We start from the raw sequence: 20,598 nt of genomic DNA, 5'->3' as shown, positions 1-20,598 counted from the left end.
AGGCTGTCTTGGAAGAGTTGCTGGAGCTGCTAGATGCGGCCTGGGATGACGAGTCGGGATTCCTTGGGAAGCTCCGATCGGGGCAGTTCGATCTGGATGCGGGTGAGGCCTATGTGGCACTGCTTTCGCAGATCCCACAGCCCGGGGAGATGATCGATTCGAGGCTCGTGAAGCTCATCTGGTTCGCTCCGATGTTCATCGAGTGGCAGATGGAAAGGGCTGCGCGTGGAGCTGACGAGGCCAGGCAACTGACTCGCATCGCCACCCAGGTTCACGAAACAGTGGCAGGCATTCTAGGAACTCCGTGACAATGATCTCCAGATGAGCCGCATATTGTGGTTGCAGCTATAAGCCTCCAGCATCCGCCTGCGCGCGATGAAGGAATCTAATCTGGTATGCAGAAAGCAGCCCCGCCGGGTTTTCCGGCGGGGCTGCTTTGGTCTCTCATGGGAGCCTGACGGCAGTAGTTGACGGCAACGTCAGCGGACGGGGGCTGCGCAAAGCGGCGGGTCGTCGCCGTCGTCGGGCTTGGCGGTAGTGTCCGACGGCTTGCGGAGGGCGTGGCCGAGGAGGTCGATGGCTTGGCGCTGGAGCCGGAGTCGGACGTGGGCGTACACGGTCGCGGTGACGCCGATGTGGGCGTGACCCAGCAGCTCCTTGATGACGACGAGTTCGACGCCCTGTTCCAGGAGGAGTGTCGCGGTTGAGTGCCTCAGGTCGTGGAAGCGGATCGCCCGCAGGTGGGAGCGGCGAAGGAGTGCGTTGAAGTGGCGTGTGAGGGTGGCGGGTTCGATGGGGTGGCCGTCGGGCCGGGTGAAGACGTGGCCGCTGGCCACCCAGCCCGCGCCGGCCTTCTCCTTCTCCTGGGCCTGTTGCTCCCGGTGGGCGCGGAGTGAGAGCAGGCAGGGGGCAGGGAGGGCGATTCGGCGTTCGGAGCTGACGGTCTTGGTGGGGAGGGTGGTCAGGCCGCCGGTGCGGGTGCGCTGGAGGGTGCGGCGGATGCTGGCGGTGCCGCTGCCATGGTCGAGGTCTTCCCAGCGCAGGCCGAGGAGTTCGCCCTTGCGTAGTCCGGTGCGGAGGGCGAGTTCGAACAGCGCGTGGAGGCGGTGGCCCTGGGCGGCGGCGAGGAAGGTGCGGGCTTCGTCTGTGGTGAGGGGTTCGAAGCGGCGGGGCCGGGGTGTACCGGTGCGAACGTTTCGGGCGACGTTGCGCGGGATCTCCTCTTCCCGGACGGCGTGCTCCAAGGCGGACTTGAGCACGGAGTGGATGTAGGCAAGGGTCAGCGGGGAGAGCCGCTTGCCGCAGCACGTGCTGGTCGCGCAGCAGCGGGGCTGGTCGCGGGCGGCGTCGAGGCCGCGTGCACAGCACTGGCAGGTGGTGCGGAGCTGGTTGAGCCAGGTGCGGACATCCTTGGCGGTGAGCTTGGCGAGCTTCTTCTTGCCGAGGCCGGGGATGAGGTAGCGGTTCGTGCAGGCGGTGTAGCGGGTGTGGGTGGTCTCGCGGAGCTGGTGGACTGCGACGTTCTCCAGCCAGTACGTCAGGTAGGCGCCGAGGCTGCCCTGTGCGGTGGGTACGGGGACGCCGCGGTTGCTGGTGGCGATCTTCTCGGTCAGCTGAGCCAGCGCCTCCTTCCGGGTGGCGCCGTAGACGCGGACGCGCTTGCGGGTGTCGCCGACGGCCAGGACGTATCCGGCGGCTTCCCAGCGTCCGTCCTTGCGCTGGTAGACGGTGCCGTCCCCGTTGGCGCGGACCCTGCGCGAGCCGGTGCCGGGAGTGGAGGTGGGGCCGGTGGTCATCAGGCTGCCTCTTCGAGTTGGTGGTGGACGAGGGCGGTCAGGGCGTGGGTGGGGATGCGGCGGGCGCGGCCGATGGTGATGGAGGCGAGCTGCCGGGTGCGGATGAGGTCGTAGACGGTGGAGCGGCTGATCTTGAGGCGGGCCATGACCTCGGGGACGGTGAGGAGTTCGCTGTCGGCGGTCATGCGATCGCCCCCGTCTGGACGGGGGTGGTCAGCGGGTCAGTGGAGTGACCGGCCCGGTCACCGGAGCGCTGTGCGTGCCTGGGTCGGCTCGGTTGCTCGGGCCGGGGGCGCGGTGGGGTGGCCAGGAGGTCGGCGAGGTGCGCGAGTTCGGGCAGGAGGCCGGTTCCGGCGTACTGCCAGTGCGAGATCACCAGCGTCGTGTCCGCGCCGCCGGATCGCCCGTCATTCGCGCGGTGACCGGCGGGGTGACCGGGGCCACGGTCGGTGTGACCGGCGATCAGGTCATCGTGGTCACCGTGCCGGTCAGTGACCGACCGGCCCCCACCGATCGGCAGTCCGGCGTGCCGGTCGACCATTGCCGGGTCGGTCGGCGTCGGGGCAGCGGTTTCGGGTTGGTGGGTGCGCCAGGCGGTGCGTTCGGCTCGGAGGTGGGTGAGGGTGGTGGAGTAGCGGCGGGTGCGGGTGGAGAAGTGGCCTCGGAAGCCGAGCATGTGGGCCCACTGGCGCAGGCGGAGGTGGGCGTGCTCGGGCCGGGCACCAAGGTGCCAGGCGGCGTGGATCATGCGGCGGGCGTGGTCGGTGAGGTCGTGCTGGGCGAGTTCGGCGAGGAAGGGGAGTCGGCGGTCGAGGGTGCCGGTGGTGGTCTCGGCGCCCTTGGTGGCGTACTTGGCGATGTAGGCGGCGACGTGCCGGTCGGTGACGGGGGCGTCGCCGGTGAAGTCGGCGCTGCGGATCGCGCGGACGTCGATCTGCCGCCCGAACCGGAACGCCGTGTGCCCCCTCGACTGTGCCGGGTCGGCCTCCCCGGACGTGGTGGGGTGTTGGTGCTGGACGCGAGTGCGCTTGGTAGCTGCGCGGACGGCATGGTCGAGGAGTTCGGTGGTGGCCCAGGCAGGCGGAGTGCTGGTGGGTCCGGTGGGTCCATCGAGGCGGATGACGGTGTGGAAGTGGATCTGGCCGCGCTTTTGGTATTCGGCGACCTTGGCGTAGGAGAGCGTGGCGTGGTGGCGCAGGGTGCGCTGGGTGAGTCCGGCGGCGTTGGCGATCTCGCGGCGCAGGTGGGTGGTGAAGCGGGCCCACAGGGCGGGGGCGTGGGCGTTCCACAGCACCGCGCCGGTGTAGTCGTACTGCTGCGGGTTCAGCGGGGTGCCGAGGAGCGGGTCGCCGTCGTCGTGCCGGGTGCCGCAGGTGCAGGGGGCGGTGCCGGGTTGGTTGTGGACGGGGCCGAAGCCGGGGGCGGTGAGGGTGGCGAAGACGCGAGGGTGGGTGGCGACGGTGGTGGGGACGGTCTTGCCGCCGCGTAGTCCGGCGGCGATGAGCTGGTAGGTGTCGTAGCGGTAGAGGGTGGAGCAGGCGGGGCAGCGGGTGGTGCGGCGGTTGCCGCAGCGCACCAGGAGTTCGCCGGCGGGCAGGTGGCGGGTGTCGAGGTGGTCGAGGATCTGGCCGGTGGCACTGTCCAGGCGGGTGCGGTGTCCGGTCATGCGGATCGGGCGGGCGCAGCCGCCCAGGGAGCCGATCTGCCGGGCCAGGGGTGCGAGGTATCCGGCGGCGGCGAGCTTGGCCAGCCTGGCGGTCAGCCGCGCCCGGCGTTCCAGGGCCGAGTTCCTGTTCGCGGACGTGTCGGCGCTGGTGGTGAGCGCCGGTGCGGCGAACGCCGTGCTGGCGGGAGTGGAGGTGGTTGCGGGGGTGGGGAGTTGGAGCTGCGCGGGCATGGGGACAGGCCTCCGGCAGGAGTCGGGAGAAGAGGAGAGGCGATTGAGGGGCGACCAGGGTGGTCGGCGCACGTGGGCACGGTGCGCGTGGCGGCGGGCGCGGATGGTGGGCCGGGGACGTCTGGCCTGGTCAGCGGTGGTGTTCACCAGCGGTGCGTGAAGGTAGCATCGCTTCAAGCGCGCATTCAAGTGCATCCCTCCTCATCTATTTCGGTGGCCGGTGGCGACGCGAGTACTGTGGCCCCGGTCCTCCGTTTTGGACCGGCCGGATTTCGGTGATAGAGGCGCAGAGAAAGCGGGGTGACCTGCGGTGACGGTGGGGCGGCGGGGACGTAAACCGGCGGGCGGCACGGTGTTGCTGACGTTCGAAGTCATCGCCGAGGCCCTGCGGGAGCGGATCCGCTCCGGGGAGCTGAACCCCGGGGACGCGCTGCCGACGCAGGCCGTGCTGATGGCGGAGTACGGGGCCTCCAGCCTGTCCGTGCAGAAAGCCATGGCCCTGCTGAAGCAGGACGGCTACGCGATCTCCCGCCCCGGCAAGGGAGCCTTCGTCGCCCACCCCGACGCCGACGGCAACTCAGATGACGGGGCGGCGGGGAACACGCCCGTCGGCGGGACGGCGGCGCGCGTCGAGGCGCTGGAGCTGGCACTGGCCCAGACGCTTGATCAGCTCACCGCTCTGCGTGCCCGCGTCGAGGCCCTCGAAGCAGGCAGCACCGAGCGAGACCGCTGACCCGTCGGCCGCTGGACGGCCAGGGGCTGGAGTCGTGCGTCCAGATTTTCTCTACGAGGTTCAAGGCGGGCCCCGCCCGCTGGAGGTGGCCCGACGTCGCCGACCGACCCAGGGTCGGACCGGCCCCGAGGTATGCACGGGTGTCGGCGGTCAGCGGTCCGCCGGGTCGTGAGCGGGGCTCGACTGGTGCCCGATGGGAGCAAGTTGTGCGGTAAGCGCTGCTTACCCCAGCACCGACCAGATCGGAGCAAGTTATGGGGTAAGGAGTCCTTGCCCCTTGCGGAGCAAGTTGTCGCCTGCGACCGTCCTACGGCCGGATCGCAGGCACGGGGTCGGCCAGGGGGCCGACCCTTCGTTTCTATCGTCGCGCTCGCCGAGGGCGGCGGCCGACGTCGCGCCGACCCACTGACCGCACCCGCGCCGAGCGACCGGCCCACGGACGAGCAGTGCCGTGTGCCGGGACTCCGACCAGCAGTTGCCCGAACTCGCCCCCGCGCGGTCGGGACGGTCAGGACGCGAGCAGTTCAGCGACAAGCCGAGCCGACGAGACGGTGGGGCAGCGGAAGCGACAACCGGCCAGCACGACGGGCTGACCGGAACCGGGCTCCTGGCAGAGCAAGTTGTCCCGTTGGATATCCCAACGGGCTATCCAACGGGAAGAGGGGCTGACCCGGGGGCGGGTCGTGCGTGCTCTGCCGGACAGTCGCCCGTGAGCACGTCAGTCCGTGGCCTTGGGGTGGCCGGTGCCGGCGTAGGTGATCCAGGCGGTGCGGTTGGCATCGTCGAGCAGGTACCAGATACGTCCTCCACCAGTGACTTCGTACTGCCAGCGTTCCAGGGTTTGCCCCTTGTAGGTGGTGGTACCGAGTTTGCCCTTGAGTCGGTGCTGGCGGTCGGGGATGTCGGCGGCGCGGGGAGTGGCGCGGATCCGCTCGAAGGCGCGGCGCAGGTTGCCCGGTGCCTGGCGGCTCAGGTGTTCCCAGCCGTCGGCGGCCTCGGTGTTGGCGAACCGGAGGTCGTACTCGTCGCCGGTCGGGGGTGGCGCGGCCCGGTCTCCGCGCTTCGGGCTCACTCCGCTGCCCCGGGCGCGGGGACGGGACCGAGGTCGCCCTCGGGTTCACGGGTGAGCAGTGCGTGCAAGGCAGGGTCCGCATAGATCTCGGCGCTGTGCCTCCACTGGGCGAGCAGCAGTGCGATCGGTGAGAGGTTGTCCAGGGCCACCGCGCCGCGCGCCGTGTCGACCAGCTCGGCGAGCAGGGTGTCGATGTCCTCGGCGGGCAGGAAGGCGCTCCAGGGGAGGGCTTCGGGCAGCGCCTGGCGCAGGGCGCCGATGTTCTCGGTCCGGACCAGCCCGGCGAGCAGGCGGGAGGTGAAGTCCACGACGGTGGTGTCGCGCTCCATTTGGTCGACGCGCATCAGGGCCAGGTCCTCCGCGTCGCGTCTGCGCAGCCGCAGCGCGCGGACGGCATCGAGCCGACGCGTAGTCGCGGCGGGATGGTGGAGAAGCTCACTGAAGGGCATGTCCTCGTAGGCCGCAGTCATGACATCCACAGTAGCTCGGATGTCAATCGATGGATAGACGGCGCGGCGGTTGACTCTTCCCCAATGGACTAGACCTCTGACGGCAGTAGTGACGGCAACAATCACGCACACCGACGCACATCGGCACACCTCGACGGACCGTTATATAGCCCCTGACCAGCGAAAATGCAGGTAGCGAGCGACCGCGTGCCACACGTACTATGTGCTGGCGGGGGCCACGCCGGTCCTGGTCCACAATACGAATGGCTTGGAGTGTGATCTCCGGGCATACACCGATCTGGCCAGGCTTGCACCTGGGAAGAATGAGGGTGTAGCGAGCGTTCTGTTGACACCTTCGGGGAATACTTATTTCGATATCAGTACCCGCAGGACGGGTGAGGCATTGAGGAGTCTCCCCCTGCCGTTGCGTCGAGTTATTGGTCAAACTGGCCATCACGGAGGGTGTGCCGAAATAGGCTGCATCGCCCAGGCGATGAAGGCTGGCGACCTGGTGCGCGGAAGCAGTAGCCTAGCGATGCTCCGAAAGCCATTCGATCACGCCCGATATAGGGATTTGCTCCCGGCGTGTCCGCAATGCCAGGCTGTGATGTCGAGGTTCCAGGTAACTGATCTATTCCAAGGGTGATGCAATGGGAAGGCCGCTCAAGCGACTCTCTGCTGTTCGATGGGGCGAACTCTCCGACGCTACGGGTTCAGCGGTCGAACTTCCGGCGCTGCTTTCAAAGTTGGCTTGGGTCGGTGAGGACGATGCCCGTGATGCCATTGATGAGCTGGCGGATCGGGTGTGTGAATTGGGATTTGTTCTCACGGAGGCCACGGCTAGCGTGATTCCATTTCTGATGGAATTGGCGAGACTTCCCGAAGTGAATTGCCGGATTGAGATTCTGGAGTTGATTGCTGCTGTGAATTCCACGCGGCAATGGGCTGATGCCGCGGCTGCTGCCGCGCCGCAGTATCGTTCATCCTATGATGAAAAGGTCTCCTGGGAAGAGAATTCGAGGGCGGCAGTAGCGGCGTCGAAGGGAATCATCGAATCGATTACGCAGGACTCGGATGCTGCTGTGGCTGCGGTTGCGCGTCAACTGCTCGACAGTTTGGCAGACCGCCGGGGTCTGATTTAAGGATCGCCGTCCGGTGATCTTGTGAGTGCGCTGCTCGGACGGGCGCTCTGCCGCTTGAGGAAGCCTCGTCTGTCCACTGCTTCCAGCTGTGTCTTCACGGCTGCTGGAGGTCCGAGGCGATTTGGTCGGCTCTGGCACTCGCAGATCCACAACATCGCCGAGGTGTACGCGCAAGGACTCCCTCCCCGCAGCGGAGCAAGTTGTTGCCTTCGACCGTCCTACGGTCGGATCGCAGGCAACAGAGACAGGGCGCTTCATCAGCCCCGGCCCCGTCACGGACGTCGGCGACCCGCAACAGTGGAACGCCTACGCGGGCGCCGACCAGTCCGGCCAACAAGTCCGGCACCAACGGGCTGCTGCGGATCTGCATGGACGTATGCGGGGCGTCCGGCCCGGTGCGCGGCCCCGCCGGCGGCGGCCACCCCCACGTCGCCACCGCCGACCCGCCGACCCGGCGACACACCGGCGCCGCCGTGTCGTGCCGGGTCGGCCGACCCCCGCGCGGGTAGGACTGTGCTGTCCCGTACGGGCGTCGCCGAGACCCGCAGGAGCCGCGAGTGGCCGCATACCTCGACCGTGACGAAGCAGCAGGCAGCCGGCAGGTGCCGGCACAGGACGCGCCGCCGCCCCCGCCGGAGCTGGTGGCGCTGGCGCACGCGCACGGCGTGGACAGTACGTACGACCCGGGCAGCGGACCGGTGCCGGTCGGGGCCCGGACGCTGGTGGCGGTGCTCGCCGCGCTGGGGGTGGAGGCCGGGACGCCGGAGGCGGTCCGGGAGTCGACGGAGCGTCACCTCGCCGAGCTCAGGGAGCGGCTGCTGCCGCCCTGCGTGGTGGTGCGGGCCGGCCGGCGCACCGCGCTGGACGTGCCCGCCGACGCGCGGGTGAGCGTGGAGCTGGAGGACGGCGGCGTGTGGGCGCTGCCGGCCGGGCGCTCGCACTGGCTGCCCGCCGACCTTCCGCTGGGCCGGCACCTGCTGCGGGTGACGGCGGGCGGGCGGCGGGCGCAGGCCACGCTGATCGTCGCGCCCGAGCGCACGACGGGCCTGCGGGGGCGCGGCTGGGGGTTCCTCGCGCAGCTGTACTCGGTGCTCTCGGAGCGCTCCTGGGGGATGGGCGACCTCGGCGACCTGGCGGAGCTCGCCCAGTGGGCGGGCGCCGGGCTGGGCGCGGGCTTCGTGCAGATCAACCCGCTGCACGCGGCGCTGCCGGGCGCGCCGTCCGACCCGTCGCCCTACCGTCCGTCCTCGCGCCGCTTCGCGGACCCGGTGCACCTGCGGGTGGAGGCCGTTCCCGAGTACGCGTACCTGACGCCGGCGCAGCGCGCGCGGGTCGAGGAGTACGCGGCCCGGGGCGGGCGACTGCGGGCGGAGGTGCTGGAGCACGACGGACTGATCGACCGGGATGCGGTGTGGGAGGCCAAGCGGGAGGCGCTGGAGGTGCTGCACGGCGTCCCGCGCGGGGTGGGGCGGGCGGCGGCGTACGCCGGGTTCGTCCGCCGTGAGGGCGGGTGGCTGGAGCAGTACGCCCTCTGGTCGGCGCTCGCCGAGGCGCACGGCAGCGACTGGCACGCCTGGCCCAGGGGCCTGCGCCGTCCGGGGAGCCCGCACGTCGCCCTCGCCGCGCAGGAGCTGGCCGACCGGGTCGAGTTCCACCGCTGGCTGGCCTGGCTGGTCGACGAGCAGCTCGGCCACGCCCAGCGGGCGGCGAAGGAGGCCGGGATGGCCGTCGGCCTGATCCACGATCTCGCCGTCGGGGTGCACCCGGACGGCGCCGACGCCTGGGTGCTGCAGGACGTGCTGGCCGCCGGCATCTCCACCGGCGCCCCGCCGGACGCCTTCAACGCCCACGGCCAGGACTGGGGCCTGCCGCCCTGGCGCCCCGACGCGCTGGCCGCCGCCGGCTACGCGCCGTACGCCGAGCTGCTGCGCTCCGCCGCCCGGCACGCGGGAGCGCTGCGGATCGACCACGTGATGGGGTTGTTCCGGCTCTGGTGGGTGCCGGAGGGTCACCGCCCGACCGAGGGCGCGTACGTGCGCTACGACGCCGAGGCGATGCTCGGCGTGCTCGCACTGGAGGCGCACCGGGCCGGCACCGCGGTGATCGGCGAGGACCTGGGCACCGTCGAGCCGGGCGTGCGCGAGGAGTTGGCGGCGCGCGGCATCCTCGGCACCTCGGTGCTCTGGTTCGAGCGGGACTGGCGGGCGAAGGGCGAGATCCTCGCCCCCGGTGCCTGGCGCTCCGGCTGCCTGGCCACCCTCACCACCCACGACCTGCCCAGCACCGCGGCCCGCCTGACCGGTGAGCACGTGGAACTGCGCCACCGGCTGGGGCTGCTGGCCCGCGCGCTGGGCGAGGAGCAGGCCGAGGCCGCGGCCGAACTGGCCGACTGGCGGGCGGAGCTGACCCGGCTCGGCCTGCTCGCCCCCGGCGCGCCGCTGGACCCGCTCGCGCTGCACCGGTTCCTGCTGGCGACCCCGGCCGAGCTGGTGGGCGTCTGGCTGCCCGACGCCGTCGGCGATCCCCGCCCGCAGAACCTGCCGGGCACCTGGGACCAGTACCCCAACTGGCGGCTGCCGGTGGCCGACGCGGCCGGGCGGCCGCTGACCCTCGACCAGGTCGCCGCCGCGCCGGGCACCGCGGGGCTCGCCGGGCTGCTGCGCGCCCTGGCGCCCCCGCGCGAGGGACGCCCGCAGGACTGACCACGGAAGGGCGACCCCGGCGCGCGCCGCCGGGTGAGGGGCCGGTACGGTGGAAACGTGGACAAGAGGAACGCTTTGCGCGCCGGTGCGGTTTCCGCAGCGGCCACGCTGATGATGCTGATGTCGTCGCCCGCCATGGCCCTGACCAGGGACGACGGCGACGACCCGGGCACGGGTCTGAGCGTCGCCCAGACCCTCGGCCTGTACGTGGCCATCCCGATCGTCCTGTTCCTGGTGATCGCCGGCCTGGTCATGCTGCCGTCGGTCGTCGGCAAGGACAAGAAGAAGTAGCGCCCCCGCACCCGTCAGCGCGTCCGGCTGCCCCGCCCGCCCTCCGTGGTCGGCGGGGCAGCCGCGTGTCCGGCTCCGGCGCCCGGGCGGACGGTGATCGCGGTGGCGGCCACCAGGGCGGGGAACCCGCCGGTCCAGCGCTTGCCGCCGTCCGCCAGGACGGCGAGTGCCTCGACGCCGGCCCTGGCCTCGGCCCAGGCCGGGCCCCGCTCCGGCCCCATCGCGAAGGCCGCCGTGGCCCAGGCGTCCACGCGGGCCAGACCGAGCGGCGGTCGGCCGACCAGGGTCAGCGACCGCAGGCCCTCGGCGGGCCGGCCGGTGTACGGGTCGAGGATGTGCGGGCCGCGCTCGCCGGTGCCGGAGGTGGCGACCGCCAGGTCGTGGCCGGCCACCACCGCGCTCAGCTCGCCGGGGCGTGAGGGGTGGGCGATGCCGATCCGCCAGGGGCCGCCCACCGTCTGGACGTCCCCGCCGCCGCCGACGCTCAGGTCGGCCGCGCCCGCCGCGCGCAGCTCCCGTACGGCCTGCTCCACCGCCCAGCCCTTGACCCACCCGCTCGGGTCGAGCCGGCCGCCGGGGTGCGCGGTGAACCAGCCGTCCGTCTCCCGGGCGACCTCCGCGCAGCGCTCCAGCACCTCGGCCACCTCGGGGTCGCAGTCGGTCAGGGTGATCTCCGCGCGCGCCAGCCTGCTCACGCTGCTGTGGCGCCAGTACGGGGAGTAGGTCTCGTCGATCCGGTGCAGCCGCTCGACGGCCCGGCGCAGCGCCGCCTCGATCCCGGCCCGCCGCGGGCCGCTGCCGGCGTCGCGGACGGTGAACGAGAAGACGGTGCCCATGACGTGCTCGGCGTGCCGCAGCGGGGCGTGCACCGGGCCCCGGCGGAACTCCGGCGGCAGGGCGGCGGGCGAGCCGGCCGTCATCCGGCGGCCGCCTGGTCGAGGGCGCTCTGCAGCGAGGTGGTGTAGCCCTGGCTGGTGAAGGTCGCGCCGGAGACGACGTCGATGTGCGCGCTCTGGGCGGCGATGGCCTCCTGGTTGAGCAGCGGCAGCGCGTAGCTGTTGATCTCCTGGTCCCGGTGGTCGTGCGAGGGGTACTCGACCACGTCGATCTTGGTGATCTTCGTGCCGTCCAGGGTGACCTTGACCTGGATCGGGCCGAACCGGGTGTCCGCGGCGCTCCCGGTGACCGTCCGGGTGGTGCCGGCGGCCGCGGCACCGCTCGCGCCGGCGGACGGGTTCGTGGCGTCGGACGGGTTCTGCGCACCGGTGTCGGTGCCCGTTCCCGAGCCGCCGCCGCTGCTGACGGCGGCCGGGGTGGTGGCCGCTTCGTGCGGCTTGAGCGAGAGCAGCAGGACTATGCCTGCCACGGTGGCGCTGCTGGCGACGACGGCTCTGCGCAAGGGGACTCCCGGGTGGATCTGGCGGCGGATCGAACGGTGGGCCCGGAGGCCGGCGGATCAGAAGCTGAACGACTCGTGGTGGATGCGCCCGCGCGGCACCCCGGCGGCCCGCAGGGCCCGTACGGCCGCCTCGGCGAGGGCGTCCGGCCCGCAGAGGTAGACCTCGTGCCGGATCAGCCCGGGCACCAGGCGGGCCAGCGCGGCCCCGGTGTCGCCCACCTCCGCGCGCGGGCCGAGCAGGTAGTGCACCCGCGCGCCGCGCCGGGCCGCGACCGCCGCCAGCTCCTCGCGGAACACCACGTCGGCCTCGCTGCTCGCCCGGTAGACCAGGGTCAGGGCGCCGCGCGGGGCGGGCAGGGTCTCGAACAGGGCGCGCAGCGGCGTGATCCCGACACCCGCCGCCAGCAGCAGCACCGGCCGCCCGCCGCCGCGCAGGCGGCGCGCGGTGAGGGCGCCGTACGGCCCCTCGGCGCGGACGGCGGTGCCCGGCGCGAGCGCGGCCACCGCGGCGCTGTGACGCCCGAGATCCTTGACGGTGAAGCGCAGGAAGTGCGGGTGCGGCGGGGCGGAGAGCGAGTACGGGTTGGCGGACCAGCGCAGCCCGGGCGCCTGGAACTGCAGCCGGAAGAACTGGCCCGCCTCGGCCCGCAGCTCCTCCAGCCGCTGCCCGGTCACGAAGACCGAGACCACCCCGGGCGCCTCCCGGCGGACCTCGGCCACCCGCAGCCGGTGCCGCCGGTCGCGCAGCCACGGGAGGACGAGGCGGTACCAGCCGAGCACGGCCGCGGTGCCCAGGTACAGCGCGTACCAGGCGGCCCGGGCCGGGCCCTCGCCCAGGTCGGCGCCGTTGGCGAGCTGGTGCGCGAAGCCGAGCGCGACCGCCAGGTAGGTGGCGAGGTGCAGGTGGTACCAGAGGTCGTAGCCGATCCGGCGGCGGGCGACCCGCGCGGAGACCGCGCCGACGCCGAACATCAAGAGGGTGGAGAAGGTCGCCTTCAGCATGTCCGGGTAGTGCAGCACGATGTCGACGCCCTCGCCGACCACGCCCCGGTGCACGGTCAGGGCGTAGCCCCAGATGATCGTGAGCACGTGGGCGGTGAGCAGCCCGACCAGGTAGCGCCCGCCGACGGAGTGCCAGCGGGCCAGCCGGTCGGCGCCCAGACCGCGCTCCAGCAGGGGCGTGCGGGCCATCAGCAGGACCAGGACGGGCGCGGTGTAGCCGGCCAGCAGGCCGGTGATCCGCCCGGCGCCGCTCAGCCACTGGCCGGCGCCGGCGACGCTCGCGGTGTCCTGCCACCAGAGCGCCAGGACGGCGGCGGCGCCCGCGCCGATCAGCGCGAGCACGGCGGTGGTGAGGGCGTCGGGCGACATCCGCCGGGTGCTGGTGCGCCGGGCCCGGCGGGCGGCGGTGGTAACGCTTGTGGTCATCGGCTGGCCTCCTAGACGAGCCAGCGTGCCACCGGAAGATGGGCGTTTCCTTTGAAAATCCCTGCGGAAACGACAGAGCGGGCCGGTGCGGGGGCGAAGCGCCCCCTGCACCGGCCCGCTCCGCTGGGTCAGTGCCCCGCTGCGCGCGCGCCGGCCGCCCGGTCGGCGGCCTGGGCCCGCAGGGCGCGCTGCACGCCGTCGCGCGCCTCGACCACCTGGCGGCGCAGGGCCGGCGTCGGCTCGGCCGAGGCCAGCCAGGCGTCGGTGGCGTCCAGCGTGGCCTGCTCGACCTGGAGCGCCGGGTAGAGGCCGACCACGATCTGCTGGGCGATCTCGTGGCTGCGGCTCTCCCAGACGTCCTTGACCGCCGCGAAGTACTTCGCGGTGTACGGGGCGAGCAGCTCACGCTGGTCGGACTGGACGAAGCCGGCGATGACCGCGTCCTGCACGTAGTTGGTGAGCTTGTCCGACTCGACGACCGACTCCCAGGCCCCGGCCTTGGCGGCGGCGGTCGGTCGGGCGGCCCGGCAGGTGGCGGCGTGCTGCTCACCGGCGGCCGTACGGTCCCGGGCGAGCTCGGCGTCGATGGCCGCGTCGTCCGCGCGGCCGGTGGCGGCCAGGCGGCCGAGCAGCGTCCAGCGCAGCTCGGTGTCCACGGCCAGGCCCTTCAGCTCGACCGAGCCGTCCAGCAGGCCGGCGAGCAGGGCGAGCTGCCCGTCGGTGCGGGCGACGGACGCCAGTGCGCGGGCCCAGGCCAGCTGGTGGTCGCTGCCGGGCTCGGCGGCGCGCAGCTGCTCCTCCGCGGCGGCGGCCCAGCGGCCGAGGCCGCTCTCGCGCCAGACCGGGTCGGTGTACAGGTCCAGCGCGGCACGGACCTGGCGGTGCACCGACTGGACGACGCCGATGTCGGACTCCCGGGGCAGGCCGGAGAGGGCCAGCGTCAGGTAGTCGCGCGCCGCCAGCTCGCCGTCCCGGGTCATGTCCCAGGCGGAGGCCCAGCACAGGGCGCGCGGCAGCGAGTCGGTGAACGCGCCGAGGTGCTCGGTGACGACGGCCAGCGAGGCCTCGTCGAGGCGGACCTTGGCGTAGCTCAGGTCGTCGTCGTTGAGCAGCAGCACGGCGGGGCGCTTGCGGCCGGCGAACTGCGGAACCTCGGTCCTGGCACCCTGGACGTCCAGCTCGATCCGCTCGGTGCGCACCAGCCGTCCGTCCTGGAGGTCGTAGGCGCCGACGGCGATCCGGTGCGGGCGCAGCACGGCCTCGCCCTTGGCGCCGGCGGGCAGCGCGGGGGCCTCCTGGAGCACGGCGAGCGAGGTGACGGTGCCGTCGGCGGCCACGGTCAGCTCGGGACGCAGGATGTTGATGCCGGCCGTCTCCAGCCAGGCCTTGGACCAGGCGCCGAGGTCGCGGCCGCTGGTCTCCTCCAGCGCGCCGAGCAGGTCGGCGAGCCGGGTGTTGCCCCAGGCGTGGCGCTTGAAGTACGCCTGGACGCCCTTGAAGAAGGCGTCCTGGCCGACGTACGCCACCAGCTGCTTGAGCACCGAGGCGCCCTTGGCGTAGGTGATGCCGTCGAAGTTGACCATGACGTCCTCGAGATCGTTGATCTCGGCCATGATCGGGTGGGTGGAGGGCAGCTGGTCCTGCCGGTACGCCCAGGTCTTCATCTGGTTGGCGAAGGTGGTCCAGGAGCCCGGCCACTTGGAGCCGGGGGCCTCGGCCTGGCAGACGGCCTCGGCGAAGGTCGCGAACGACTCGTTCAGCCAGAGGTCGTTCCACCACTCCATGGTGACCAGGTCGCCGAACCACATGTGGGCCAGCTCGTGCAGGATGGTCGCGGCCCGCGACTCGTACGCGGCGTCGGTCACCTTGGAGCGGAACACGTACTGGTCGCGCAGCGTCACGGCGCCGGCGTTCTCCATCGCGCCGGCGTTGAACTCCGGCACGAACAGCTGGTCGTACTTGGCGAAGGGGTAGGGGTAGTCGAACTTCTCCTGGAAGTAGTCGAACCCCTGCCTGGTGACCGCGAAGATCGCGTCGGCGTCCAGGAACTCGCGCAGCGACGGCCGGCAGTAGACGCCCAGCGGGACGGACTGCGCGCCGTTCTCGTAGGTGTCGAAGACGCCCACGTAGGGGCCGGCGATCAGCGCGGTGATGTACGAGGAGATCCGGCCGGTCGGCTCGAACGTCCAGACCTGCGTGGCCCCTTCGCCGACCGGCGCCGGGGTGGGGGAGTTGGAGACCACGACCCAGCCGGTCGGCGCGGTCACGGTGAACCGGAACGCGGCCTTGAGATCCGGCTGCTCGAAGGAGGCGAACACCCGGCGGGCGTCGGGCACCTCGAACTGGGTGTACAGGTACGTCTCGCCGTCCACCGGGTCGACGAAGCGGTGCAGGCCCTCACCGGTGTTGGTGTAGGCGCAGTCGGCGACCACCCGCAGCTCGTTCTCGGCCCGCAGCGCGGGCAGAGCGATCCGGCTGTCGGAGAAGTTGCCGACCGGCAGGCTCTCGCCGTTGAGCACGATCTCGCTGACGCTCGGCGCGACCAGGTCGATGAAGGTGGAGGCGCCGGGGGTGCTGGCGCCGAAACGGACCACGGTGGTGGACCGGAAGGTGCCCCCGTCACGGGCCGAGCTCAGGTCGAGCTCGATGTCGTAAGCGTCCACGTGGAGAAGTTCGGCCCGGGTGCGGGCCTCCTCACGGGTCAGGTTGGTGCCAGGCACTCGCAGGACTCCTTCGTCAGGCAGGGATGCTCCGCATCCTCCCACGCCCGGGCACCGCGGGCGCGGGAATACCCGTGCCCGCCGCGGGCCCGGACGCAGGTGGCGTCCGGGCCCGCGACGGCGCGTCAGCCGGGAGTGCCCGGTGCTACCTCCTGGTGAACCGCATGACGGGCCCGGTACCGCTGCTGCGGGTGAAGGCGGTCATCGCCCCGTCGTCGCCGATGACGAACTGGGTCAGGCTGTAGATCATCAGCTGGTTCTTCGGCACGGTGATCGGGGCGATGTCGGTGACCGCGCCGTCGGCCGGTCCGAGCTTCACCAGCCGGGCGGGGTCGTTGTAACCGTCGGCGGAGACGGCCCGCACCGCGCCGTCCTTGTCGGTGCCCGAGACCAGCCGCAGGCCCTGCCGGCCGGTGCCGGCCTGCTCCCAGAGCTTCTTGCCGCCGGTCAGGTCGAAGGCCTCGATCGCGTACTTCTCGCCGCTGCGGTTCTGCACGTACAGCGTGCTGCCGCTGACGACGTCGAGGGTGAACGGGTCGGAGGCGTCGGAGAACTGCAGGCTGTCGCTGCCGGCCTCCTTGGTCGGGAGCTTGGCGGTCGGCTTGCCCGCGCTGTCGAAGCCCATCAGGTAGTCGCCGTCGGAGCCGTTGGACATCTCGACCACCAGCGGCTTGGCGGAGATCACCGAGCTGAGCCGCTCGCTGGTGCCGGAGAGGGTCACCTGGGTGGCGGCCTTTCCGCTCTCCGCGTCCAGCACCTGCAGGACCGACTTGGTGGTGATCTTGCTGCTGTAGCAGCGGTCGCTGACCACGATCGTGTTGCCCGCGGCGCTCGCGTACACACTGCAGTTCTCGTCGCGCGGCTGGTACGTCCAGGCCGGGGCGCCGTCGGCGACGGCGAACGCGCCCAGGGACGAGGAGGAGCCCAGCGCCACGACCTTGTCGGTGACGCTCAGCGTCGGCGAGTAGATCTTCTCCGTGCCGACCTTCTTGAACCACAGCAGTTTGCCGGTGCCGAGGTCGACGGCGCCGAGCGTGGAGCAGTCGCCGTCCCCCGTGTTGAGCGAGACCGCGGCGATCCGCCGGCTGTTCGCCGCGGCGGACATCGAGCAGAACTCCTTCACCCCGGCCGGCGGCGCGATGGTCCAGGCGGAGGTGCCGTCGGCGAGGTTGTAGGCGGTGATGGCCTTGCCGTCGCCGCGCACCGCGAGCTTGTCCGTGGTCCAGGCGCCGAGCATCGAGCCCGAGCTGCCCGACGGGGGCTTGGCGGCGGTCCAGGCCGTGTTGTAGCCGCTCGCGGCGCCGTCGCCCCCGCCGGTGCCGCCGTCGGCGGTGCGGTCGCCGTTGCCGCCGTTGCCGCCGAACAGGATGACCAGGCCGATCACGATGGCGACGCCGAGCACACCGACGACGATGCCGCCGTAGAGCAGCACGGGGTTGCGCCGCCTGACCACGGGCGCCGGCGAGCCGGGGTAGCCGTACCCGCCGTACGGGGGGAGCCCGGGAGCGGGCGCCTGCGGGTACCCGTAGGCGGGCGGCGGGGCCTGGCCCGCGAACGGCTGCGGCCCGGCCGAGGCGTACGGGGCGAACGGCCCGACCGGCGCGCCCGGGGGCGGGGGAGCCTGCGGCGCCCGGTCGCCGTACTGCGCGGGGAAGGCGGCGGCGGTCGGCGGGTGGCCGCCCCCGCTGCCGGGAGCGGGCGGGGCGGCGGGCCCGGCGGCGGGCACGGGAACGGGAGCACCCCCGAGCTGCGTCGGTCGGTCGGCGACGGCCGCCGGGTCGGGGGACGGCCGCCTCCCGAGCGACACCCCCCGATGCTCCTGCGGTCCGCCGCCGCCGGCGGTGTCGCCTGTACCCGGGTTCGGGTGATCCCCTGCCATCTGATGCCCCGTCATGTGTGGTTATGTCCCGCCGGGAGCCTGGTACGCCCGAGGCTGCTGGGGCGGGTGAGATGGGCACCATCGTAAGGGGGCCCGATTTTTCGACGGTTGCCGGACCGGCGCGCGGGGTGCGGACCGGTCCGCACCCGGGCGTCGGCCCGGGGCTCCGAGCAGTCCGAACCGGTCGTCGGCCCGAGTGCCGACCGGTCCGCACCGGTCGTCTGCCGGGGCCCCGGCGGGGCGCGCCGGGGGCCGGAGCGGCCCTCGGCCGGGCGTGCCGGGCATCGGTCGCCGCCGAACGGATGGCGGCCGCGGCCGGACTGGTGTCCGGCAGAGGTTTGACAACGATCCCCGTTCGGCCTTGACGGGGCGTTCCGGGCTTGGCTGAGCTTAGAGTTCAGAAGTTGAAAGTGAACAGCTGGTTGAGGCCTCCACATCTTTCGGTGACCCGGCCACTGTCACAACGGACTCCGCCGCAACGGCGCGGCAAGGGCGGGGACGGACTGTCTCCGCGCCCCTGGGAGGGTGAATTCATGTCGACGGACACACCGGGATCGCAGTCCTCACTGCACCGGGCGAATCTCGAACGAGTGCTGCGGGCGGTCAGGATGGCCGGCTCGCTGACACAGGCCGAGATCGCACGCAGTACCGGACTCTCGGCGGCCACGGTGTCGAACATCGTCCGCGAGCTGAAGGAGAGCGGCACCGTCGTGGTGGCCGACACCTCCTCCGGCGGCCGCCGGGCCCGAAGCGTGTCGCTCAGCGGCGACGCGGGAATCGTGGTCGGCATCGATTTCGGCCACACCCATCTGCGGGTGGCGGTCGGCAACCTGGCGCACCGGGTGCTGGCCGAGGAGAGCGAGCCGATCGACGTCGACGTCTCGGCCGCGCAGGGCTTCGACCGCGCGGAGTCGCTGGTCGACCGGCTGCTCCAGCAGGCCGGGTTCCCCTCGGACAAGGTGATCGGCGTGGGTCTGGGCGTGCCCGGCCCGATCGACGTGGAGACCGGCGCGCTCGGCTCCACGGCGATCCTGCCGGGCTGGACGGGCATCGCGCCCGGCCGTGAGCTGGCGGCCCGCCTGGGGATGCCGGTGCACGTGGACAACGACGCCAACCTGGGCGCCCTGGGCGAGCTGGTCTGGGGCGCCGGGCGCGGGCTGAGCGACCTGGCGTACATCAAGGTGGCCAGCGGCGTGGGCGCCGGCCTGGTCATCAACGGCCAGATCTACCGGGGCCCGGGCGGCACGGCCGGCGAGATCGGGCACATCACCCTGGACGAGGCCGGACCGGTCTGCCGCTGCGGCAACCGGGGCTGCCTGGAGACCTTCGTCGGGTCCCGCTACCTGCTCAATCTCTTGAACGCCAACCTTGGCGGCGACCTGACGCTTTCCAAGGTCGTGCAGCTCGCTCAGCAGGGTGATCTGGGATGCCGTCGAGTGATCGCGGACGCGGGCCGGCAGATCGGAACAGGGGTGGCTACTCTCTGCAACCTGCTCAATCCCCGTCGGATCATCCTCGGCGGTGACCTCGCTGAGGCCGGTGAGCTGGTGCTTTCCCCCATCAGAGACTCCGTGGCGCGCTATGCGATCCCCAGTGCGGCCCGCCAGCTGTCGGTGGTTCCGGGCACGCTGGGTGGTCGTGCAGAGGTGCTCGGGGCGCTCGCGCTGGTGATGAGCGAGATGGGCGAATCGGGCGCACTGGGGCATACCGGTCACACTTCGGCTGCTCGGGCCTGACCGGGAACTGCCCCGTTTGGTATCGAGTAAGCGTTCAGGAAGATAACGAAAGGGTTTGGATCCGCCGGAGGTTGGATTTACTTATTGACGACACATGCCGGGGGCGGGTTGACTCCCAACACCTCGCCGCAGCGTTGCGGCAATGTCAGGGAGGCAACCCCCACCATGAACGTCATGATGCGTCGCGCTGTCATCGCCACCGCCGCGGTTTCGATGGCCCTTTCGATGGCCGCCTGCGGCAAGGCCGGCGACGACAAGAAGACCAGCGCCGGCTCGGGCGACACCAAGTCCATAGGCCTGCTGCTCCCGGAGAACGCTTCCTCCACGCGCTACGAGTCCTTCGACAAGCCGTTCATCGAGGCCAAGGTCGCGGCGCTCTGCCCCGACTGCAAGGTCAAGTACAGCAACGCCGAGGGCTCCGCTTCCAAGCAGAAGCAGCAGTTCGACACCCTGATCGCCGAGGGCGTCAAGGTGATCATCCTGGACGCGTTCGACGCGACCTCGACCCAGTCCTGGGTCAAGGAGGCGGCCGACAAGGGCGTCAAGGTCGTGGCGTACGACCGTCTGGCCACCGGCCCGGTCGCCGCCTACGTCTCCTTCGACAACGAGAAGGTCGGCGAGCTCCAGGGCCAGGCCCTGGTCGACGCCCTCGGCGCCAAGGCCGCCGACTCGAACGTCGTCATGATCAACGGTGACGAGGCCGACCCGAACGCCGCCTTCTTCAAGTCCGGTGCCCACAAGGTGCTCGACGGCAAGGTCAAGAAGGTCGTCTACGAGGCCTCGGGCGAGTGGAAGCCCACCGTCGCGGGCCAGAAGATCGGCACCGCGATCACCAGCCTGGGCAAGGACGGCTTCCAGGCCGTCTACTCGGCCAACGACGGCATGGCCGCCGCCATCATCACCCAGCTGAAGGCCTCCGGGATCAACGTCCCGGTCGGCGGTCAGGACGCGGGCATCGACGCGATCCAGCGGATCGTCACCGGTGACCAGGCCTACACGATCTACAAGGCCTACAAGCCGCTGGCCGACAGCGCCGCCGAGCTCGCCGTCAACCTGCTCCAGGGCAAGGACGTCAAGGGCGTCGCGTCCTCGACCGTCGACAGCGCGACCGACAAGGCCATCCCGGCCAAGCTGCTGGACCCGAAGGTCGTCACCAAGGCGAACGTCAAGGACACGGTGATCGCCGACGGCCTGTACAAGGTCGCCGACATCTGCACCGGCGACTACGCCACCGCCTGCACCGCCGCGGGCCTGCAGTAGCCCTCACGCCGCCGGCGGCCCCCGCACCCACGGGGGCCGCCGGCGGCACCTGCGCGCACCCCACCGCGCAACCCCTTTTCTCGCACTACCCCGA

17 protein-coding genes are annotated in these 20,598 nt (G+C 71.8%); 7 read left to right on the top strand and 10 right to left on the bottom strand.

Annotated features, from left to right (window positions below; all coding sequences use genetic code 11):
- Positions 1–8 precede the first annotated feature (8 nt).
- Positions 9–308: a hypothetical protein gene (locus OG823_RS10320; RefSeq protein ID WP_371479166.1), complete on the top strand. Its 300-nt coding sequence runs from the start codon at positions 9–11 to the stop codon at positions 306–308.
- A 171-nt stretch (positions 309–479) separates the two neighbouring features.
- Here the strand turns inward: OG823_RS10320 and OG823_RS10315 are convergent, their stop codons facing one another.
- From OG823_RS10315 to OG823_RS10305, 3 genes are read right to left on the bottom strand one after another with little or no spacing between them, the layout of a single operon-like run.
- On the bottom strand, positions 480–1,796 hold the full coding sequence (locus OG823_RS10315) for a tyrosine-type recombinase/integrase (protein ID WP_371479165.1): 1,317 nt from the start codon (positions 1,794–1,796) through the stop codon (positions 480–482).
- A complete protein-coding gene (locus OG823_RS10310) occupies positions 1,796–1,981 on the bottom strand; it encodes a helix-turn-helix domain-containing protein (RefSeq protein WP_371479164.1) in 186 nt (61 codons plus the stop codon). The genes OG823_RS10315 and OG823_RS10310 overlap by 1 nt, the downstream gene beginning before the upstream one ends.
- Entirely contained in the window at positions 1,978–3,693 is a 1,716-nt protein-coding gene (locus tag OG823_RS10305) for a replication initiator (RefSeq protein ID WP_371479163.1), read from the bottom strand. Before OG823_RS10305 ends, OG823_RS10310 begins: the two co-directional genes overlap by 4 nt.
- A 352-nt stretch (positions 3,694–4,045) precedes the next feature.
- On the opposite strand from OG823_RS10305, the gene OG823_RS10300 reads away from it, so the two are divergent.
- Positions 4,046–4,426, top strand: a complete 381-nt coding sequence (locus OG823_RS10300; protein WP_371479162.1) for a winged helix-turn-helix domain-containing protein — start codon at positions 4,046–4,048, stop codon at positions 4,424–4,426.
- 718 nt (positions 4,427–5,144) lie between these two features.
- Here OG823_RS10300 and OG823_RS10295 read toward each other — a convergent pair.
- Together OG823_RS10295 and OG823_RS10290 are read right to left on the bottom strand one after the other, a co-directional pair.
- On the bottom strand, positions 5,145–5,498 hold the full coding sequence (locus OG823_RS10295) for a hypothetical protein (protein WP_110673530.1): 354 nt from the start codon (positions 5,496–5,498) through the stop codon (positions 5,145–5,147).
- The gene (locus OG823_RS10290; protein WP_371479161.1) at positions 5,495–5,968 is read right to left on the bottom strand and encodes a hypothetical protein; all 474 of its coding nucleotides are present in this window, start codon (positions 5,966–5,968) and stop codon (positions 5,495–5,497) included. The genes OG823_RS10295 and OG823_RS10290 overlap by 4 nt, the downstream gene beginning before the upstream one ends.
- A gap of 629 nt (positions 5,969–6,597) precedes the next feature.
- Between OG823_RS10290 and OG823_RS10285 the strand changes: the two genes are divergently transcribed.
- The 3 genes from OG823_RS10285 (at position 6,598) to OG823_RS10275 (ending at position 10,082) form a co-directional block, all read left to right on the top strand.
- The gene (locus tag OG823_RS10285; protein WP_371479160.1) at positions 6,598–7,089 is read left to right on the top strand and encodes a hypothetical protein; all 492 of its coding nucleotides are present in this window, start codon (positions 6,598–6,600) and stop codon (positions 7,087–7,089) included.
- A 602-nt stretch (positions 7,090–7,691) separates the two neighbouring features.
- Entirely contained in the window at positions 7,692–9,791 is a 2,100-nt protein-coding gene (gene malQ / locus OG823_RS10280) for a 4-alpha-glucanotransferase (protein ID WP_371484406.1), read from the top strand.
- Between the two features lie 111 nt (positions 9,792–9,902).
- Complete coding sequence (locus OG823_RS10275) at positions 9,903–10,082, top strand: hypothetical protein (RefSeq protein WP_371484404.1); 180 nt, start codon at positions 9,903–9,905, stop codon at positions 10,080–10,082.
- A gap of 14 nt (positions 10,083–10,096) precedes the next feature.
- Here the strand turns inward: OG823_RS10275 and OG823_RS10270 are convergent, their stop codons facing one another.
- The 5 genes from OG823_RS10270 to OG823_RS10250 form a co-directional block, all read right to left on the bottom strand.
- The gene (locus tag OG823_RS10270; RefSeq protein WP_371484402.1) at positions 10,097–10,918 is read right to left on the bottom strand and encodes an FAD:protein FMN transferase; all 822 of its coding nucleotides are present in this window, start codon (positions 10,916–10,918) and stop codon (positions 10,097–10,099) included.
- An 80-nt stretch (positions 10,919–10,998) separates the two neighbouring features.
- Positions 10,999–11,481: an FMN-binding protein gene (locus OG823_RS10265; RefSeq protein WP_371479159.1), complete on the bottom strand. Its 483-nt coding sequence runs from the start codon at positions 11,479–11,481 to the stop codon at positions 10,999–11,001.
- Between the two features lie 57 nt (positions 11,482–11,538).
- Positions 11,539–12,909: a ferric reductase-like transmembrane domain-containing protein gene (locus OG823_RS10260; RefSeq protein ID WP_371479158.1), complete on the bottom strand. Its 1,371-nt coding sequence runs from the start codon at positions 12,907–12,909 to the stop codon at positions 11,539–11,541.
- Positions 12,910–13,037: 128 nt separating this feature from the next.
- Positions 13,038–15,629, bottom strand: coding sequence for an aminopeptidase N (pepN, locus tag OG823_RS10255; RefSeq protein WP_371479157.1), 2,592 nt, complete (start codon positions 15,627–15,629; stop codon positions 13,038–13,040).
- Positions 15,630–15,774: 145 nt separating this feature from the next.
- Positions 15,775–17,355 (bottom strand): PQQ-binding-like beta-propeller repeat protein, encoded by a 1,581-nt coding sequence (locus OG823_RS10250; RefSeq protein ID WP_371479156.1) that lies wholly within the window; start codon positions 17,353–17,355, stop codon positions 15,775–15,777.
- Positions 17,356–18,041: 686 nt separating this feature from the next.
- Between OG823_RS10250 and OG823_RS10245 the strand changes: the two genes are divergently transcribed.
- On the top strand, positions 18,042–19,244 hold the full coding sequence (locus tag OG823_RS10245) for an ROK family protein (RefSeq protein WP_371479155.1): 1,203 nt from the start codon (positions 18,042–18,044) through the stop codon (positions 19,242–19,244).
- Between the two features lie 165 nt (positions 19,245–19,409).
- On the top strand, positions 19,410–20,504 hold the full coding sequence (locus tag OG823_RS10240) for a sugar ABC transporter substrate-binding protein (RefSeq protein WP_371479154.1): 1,095 nt from the start codon (positions 19,410–19,412) through the stop codon (positions 20,502–20,504).
- Positions 20,505–20,598 lie beyond the last annotated feature (94 nt).

This window comes from Kitasatospora sp. NBC_00315, from assembly GCF_041435095.1.
GTDB lineage: Bacteria > Actinomycetota > Actinomycetes > Streptomycetales > Streptomycetaceae > Kitasatospora.
This window is presented reverse-complemented; position numbering and strand designations above follow the sequence as displayed.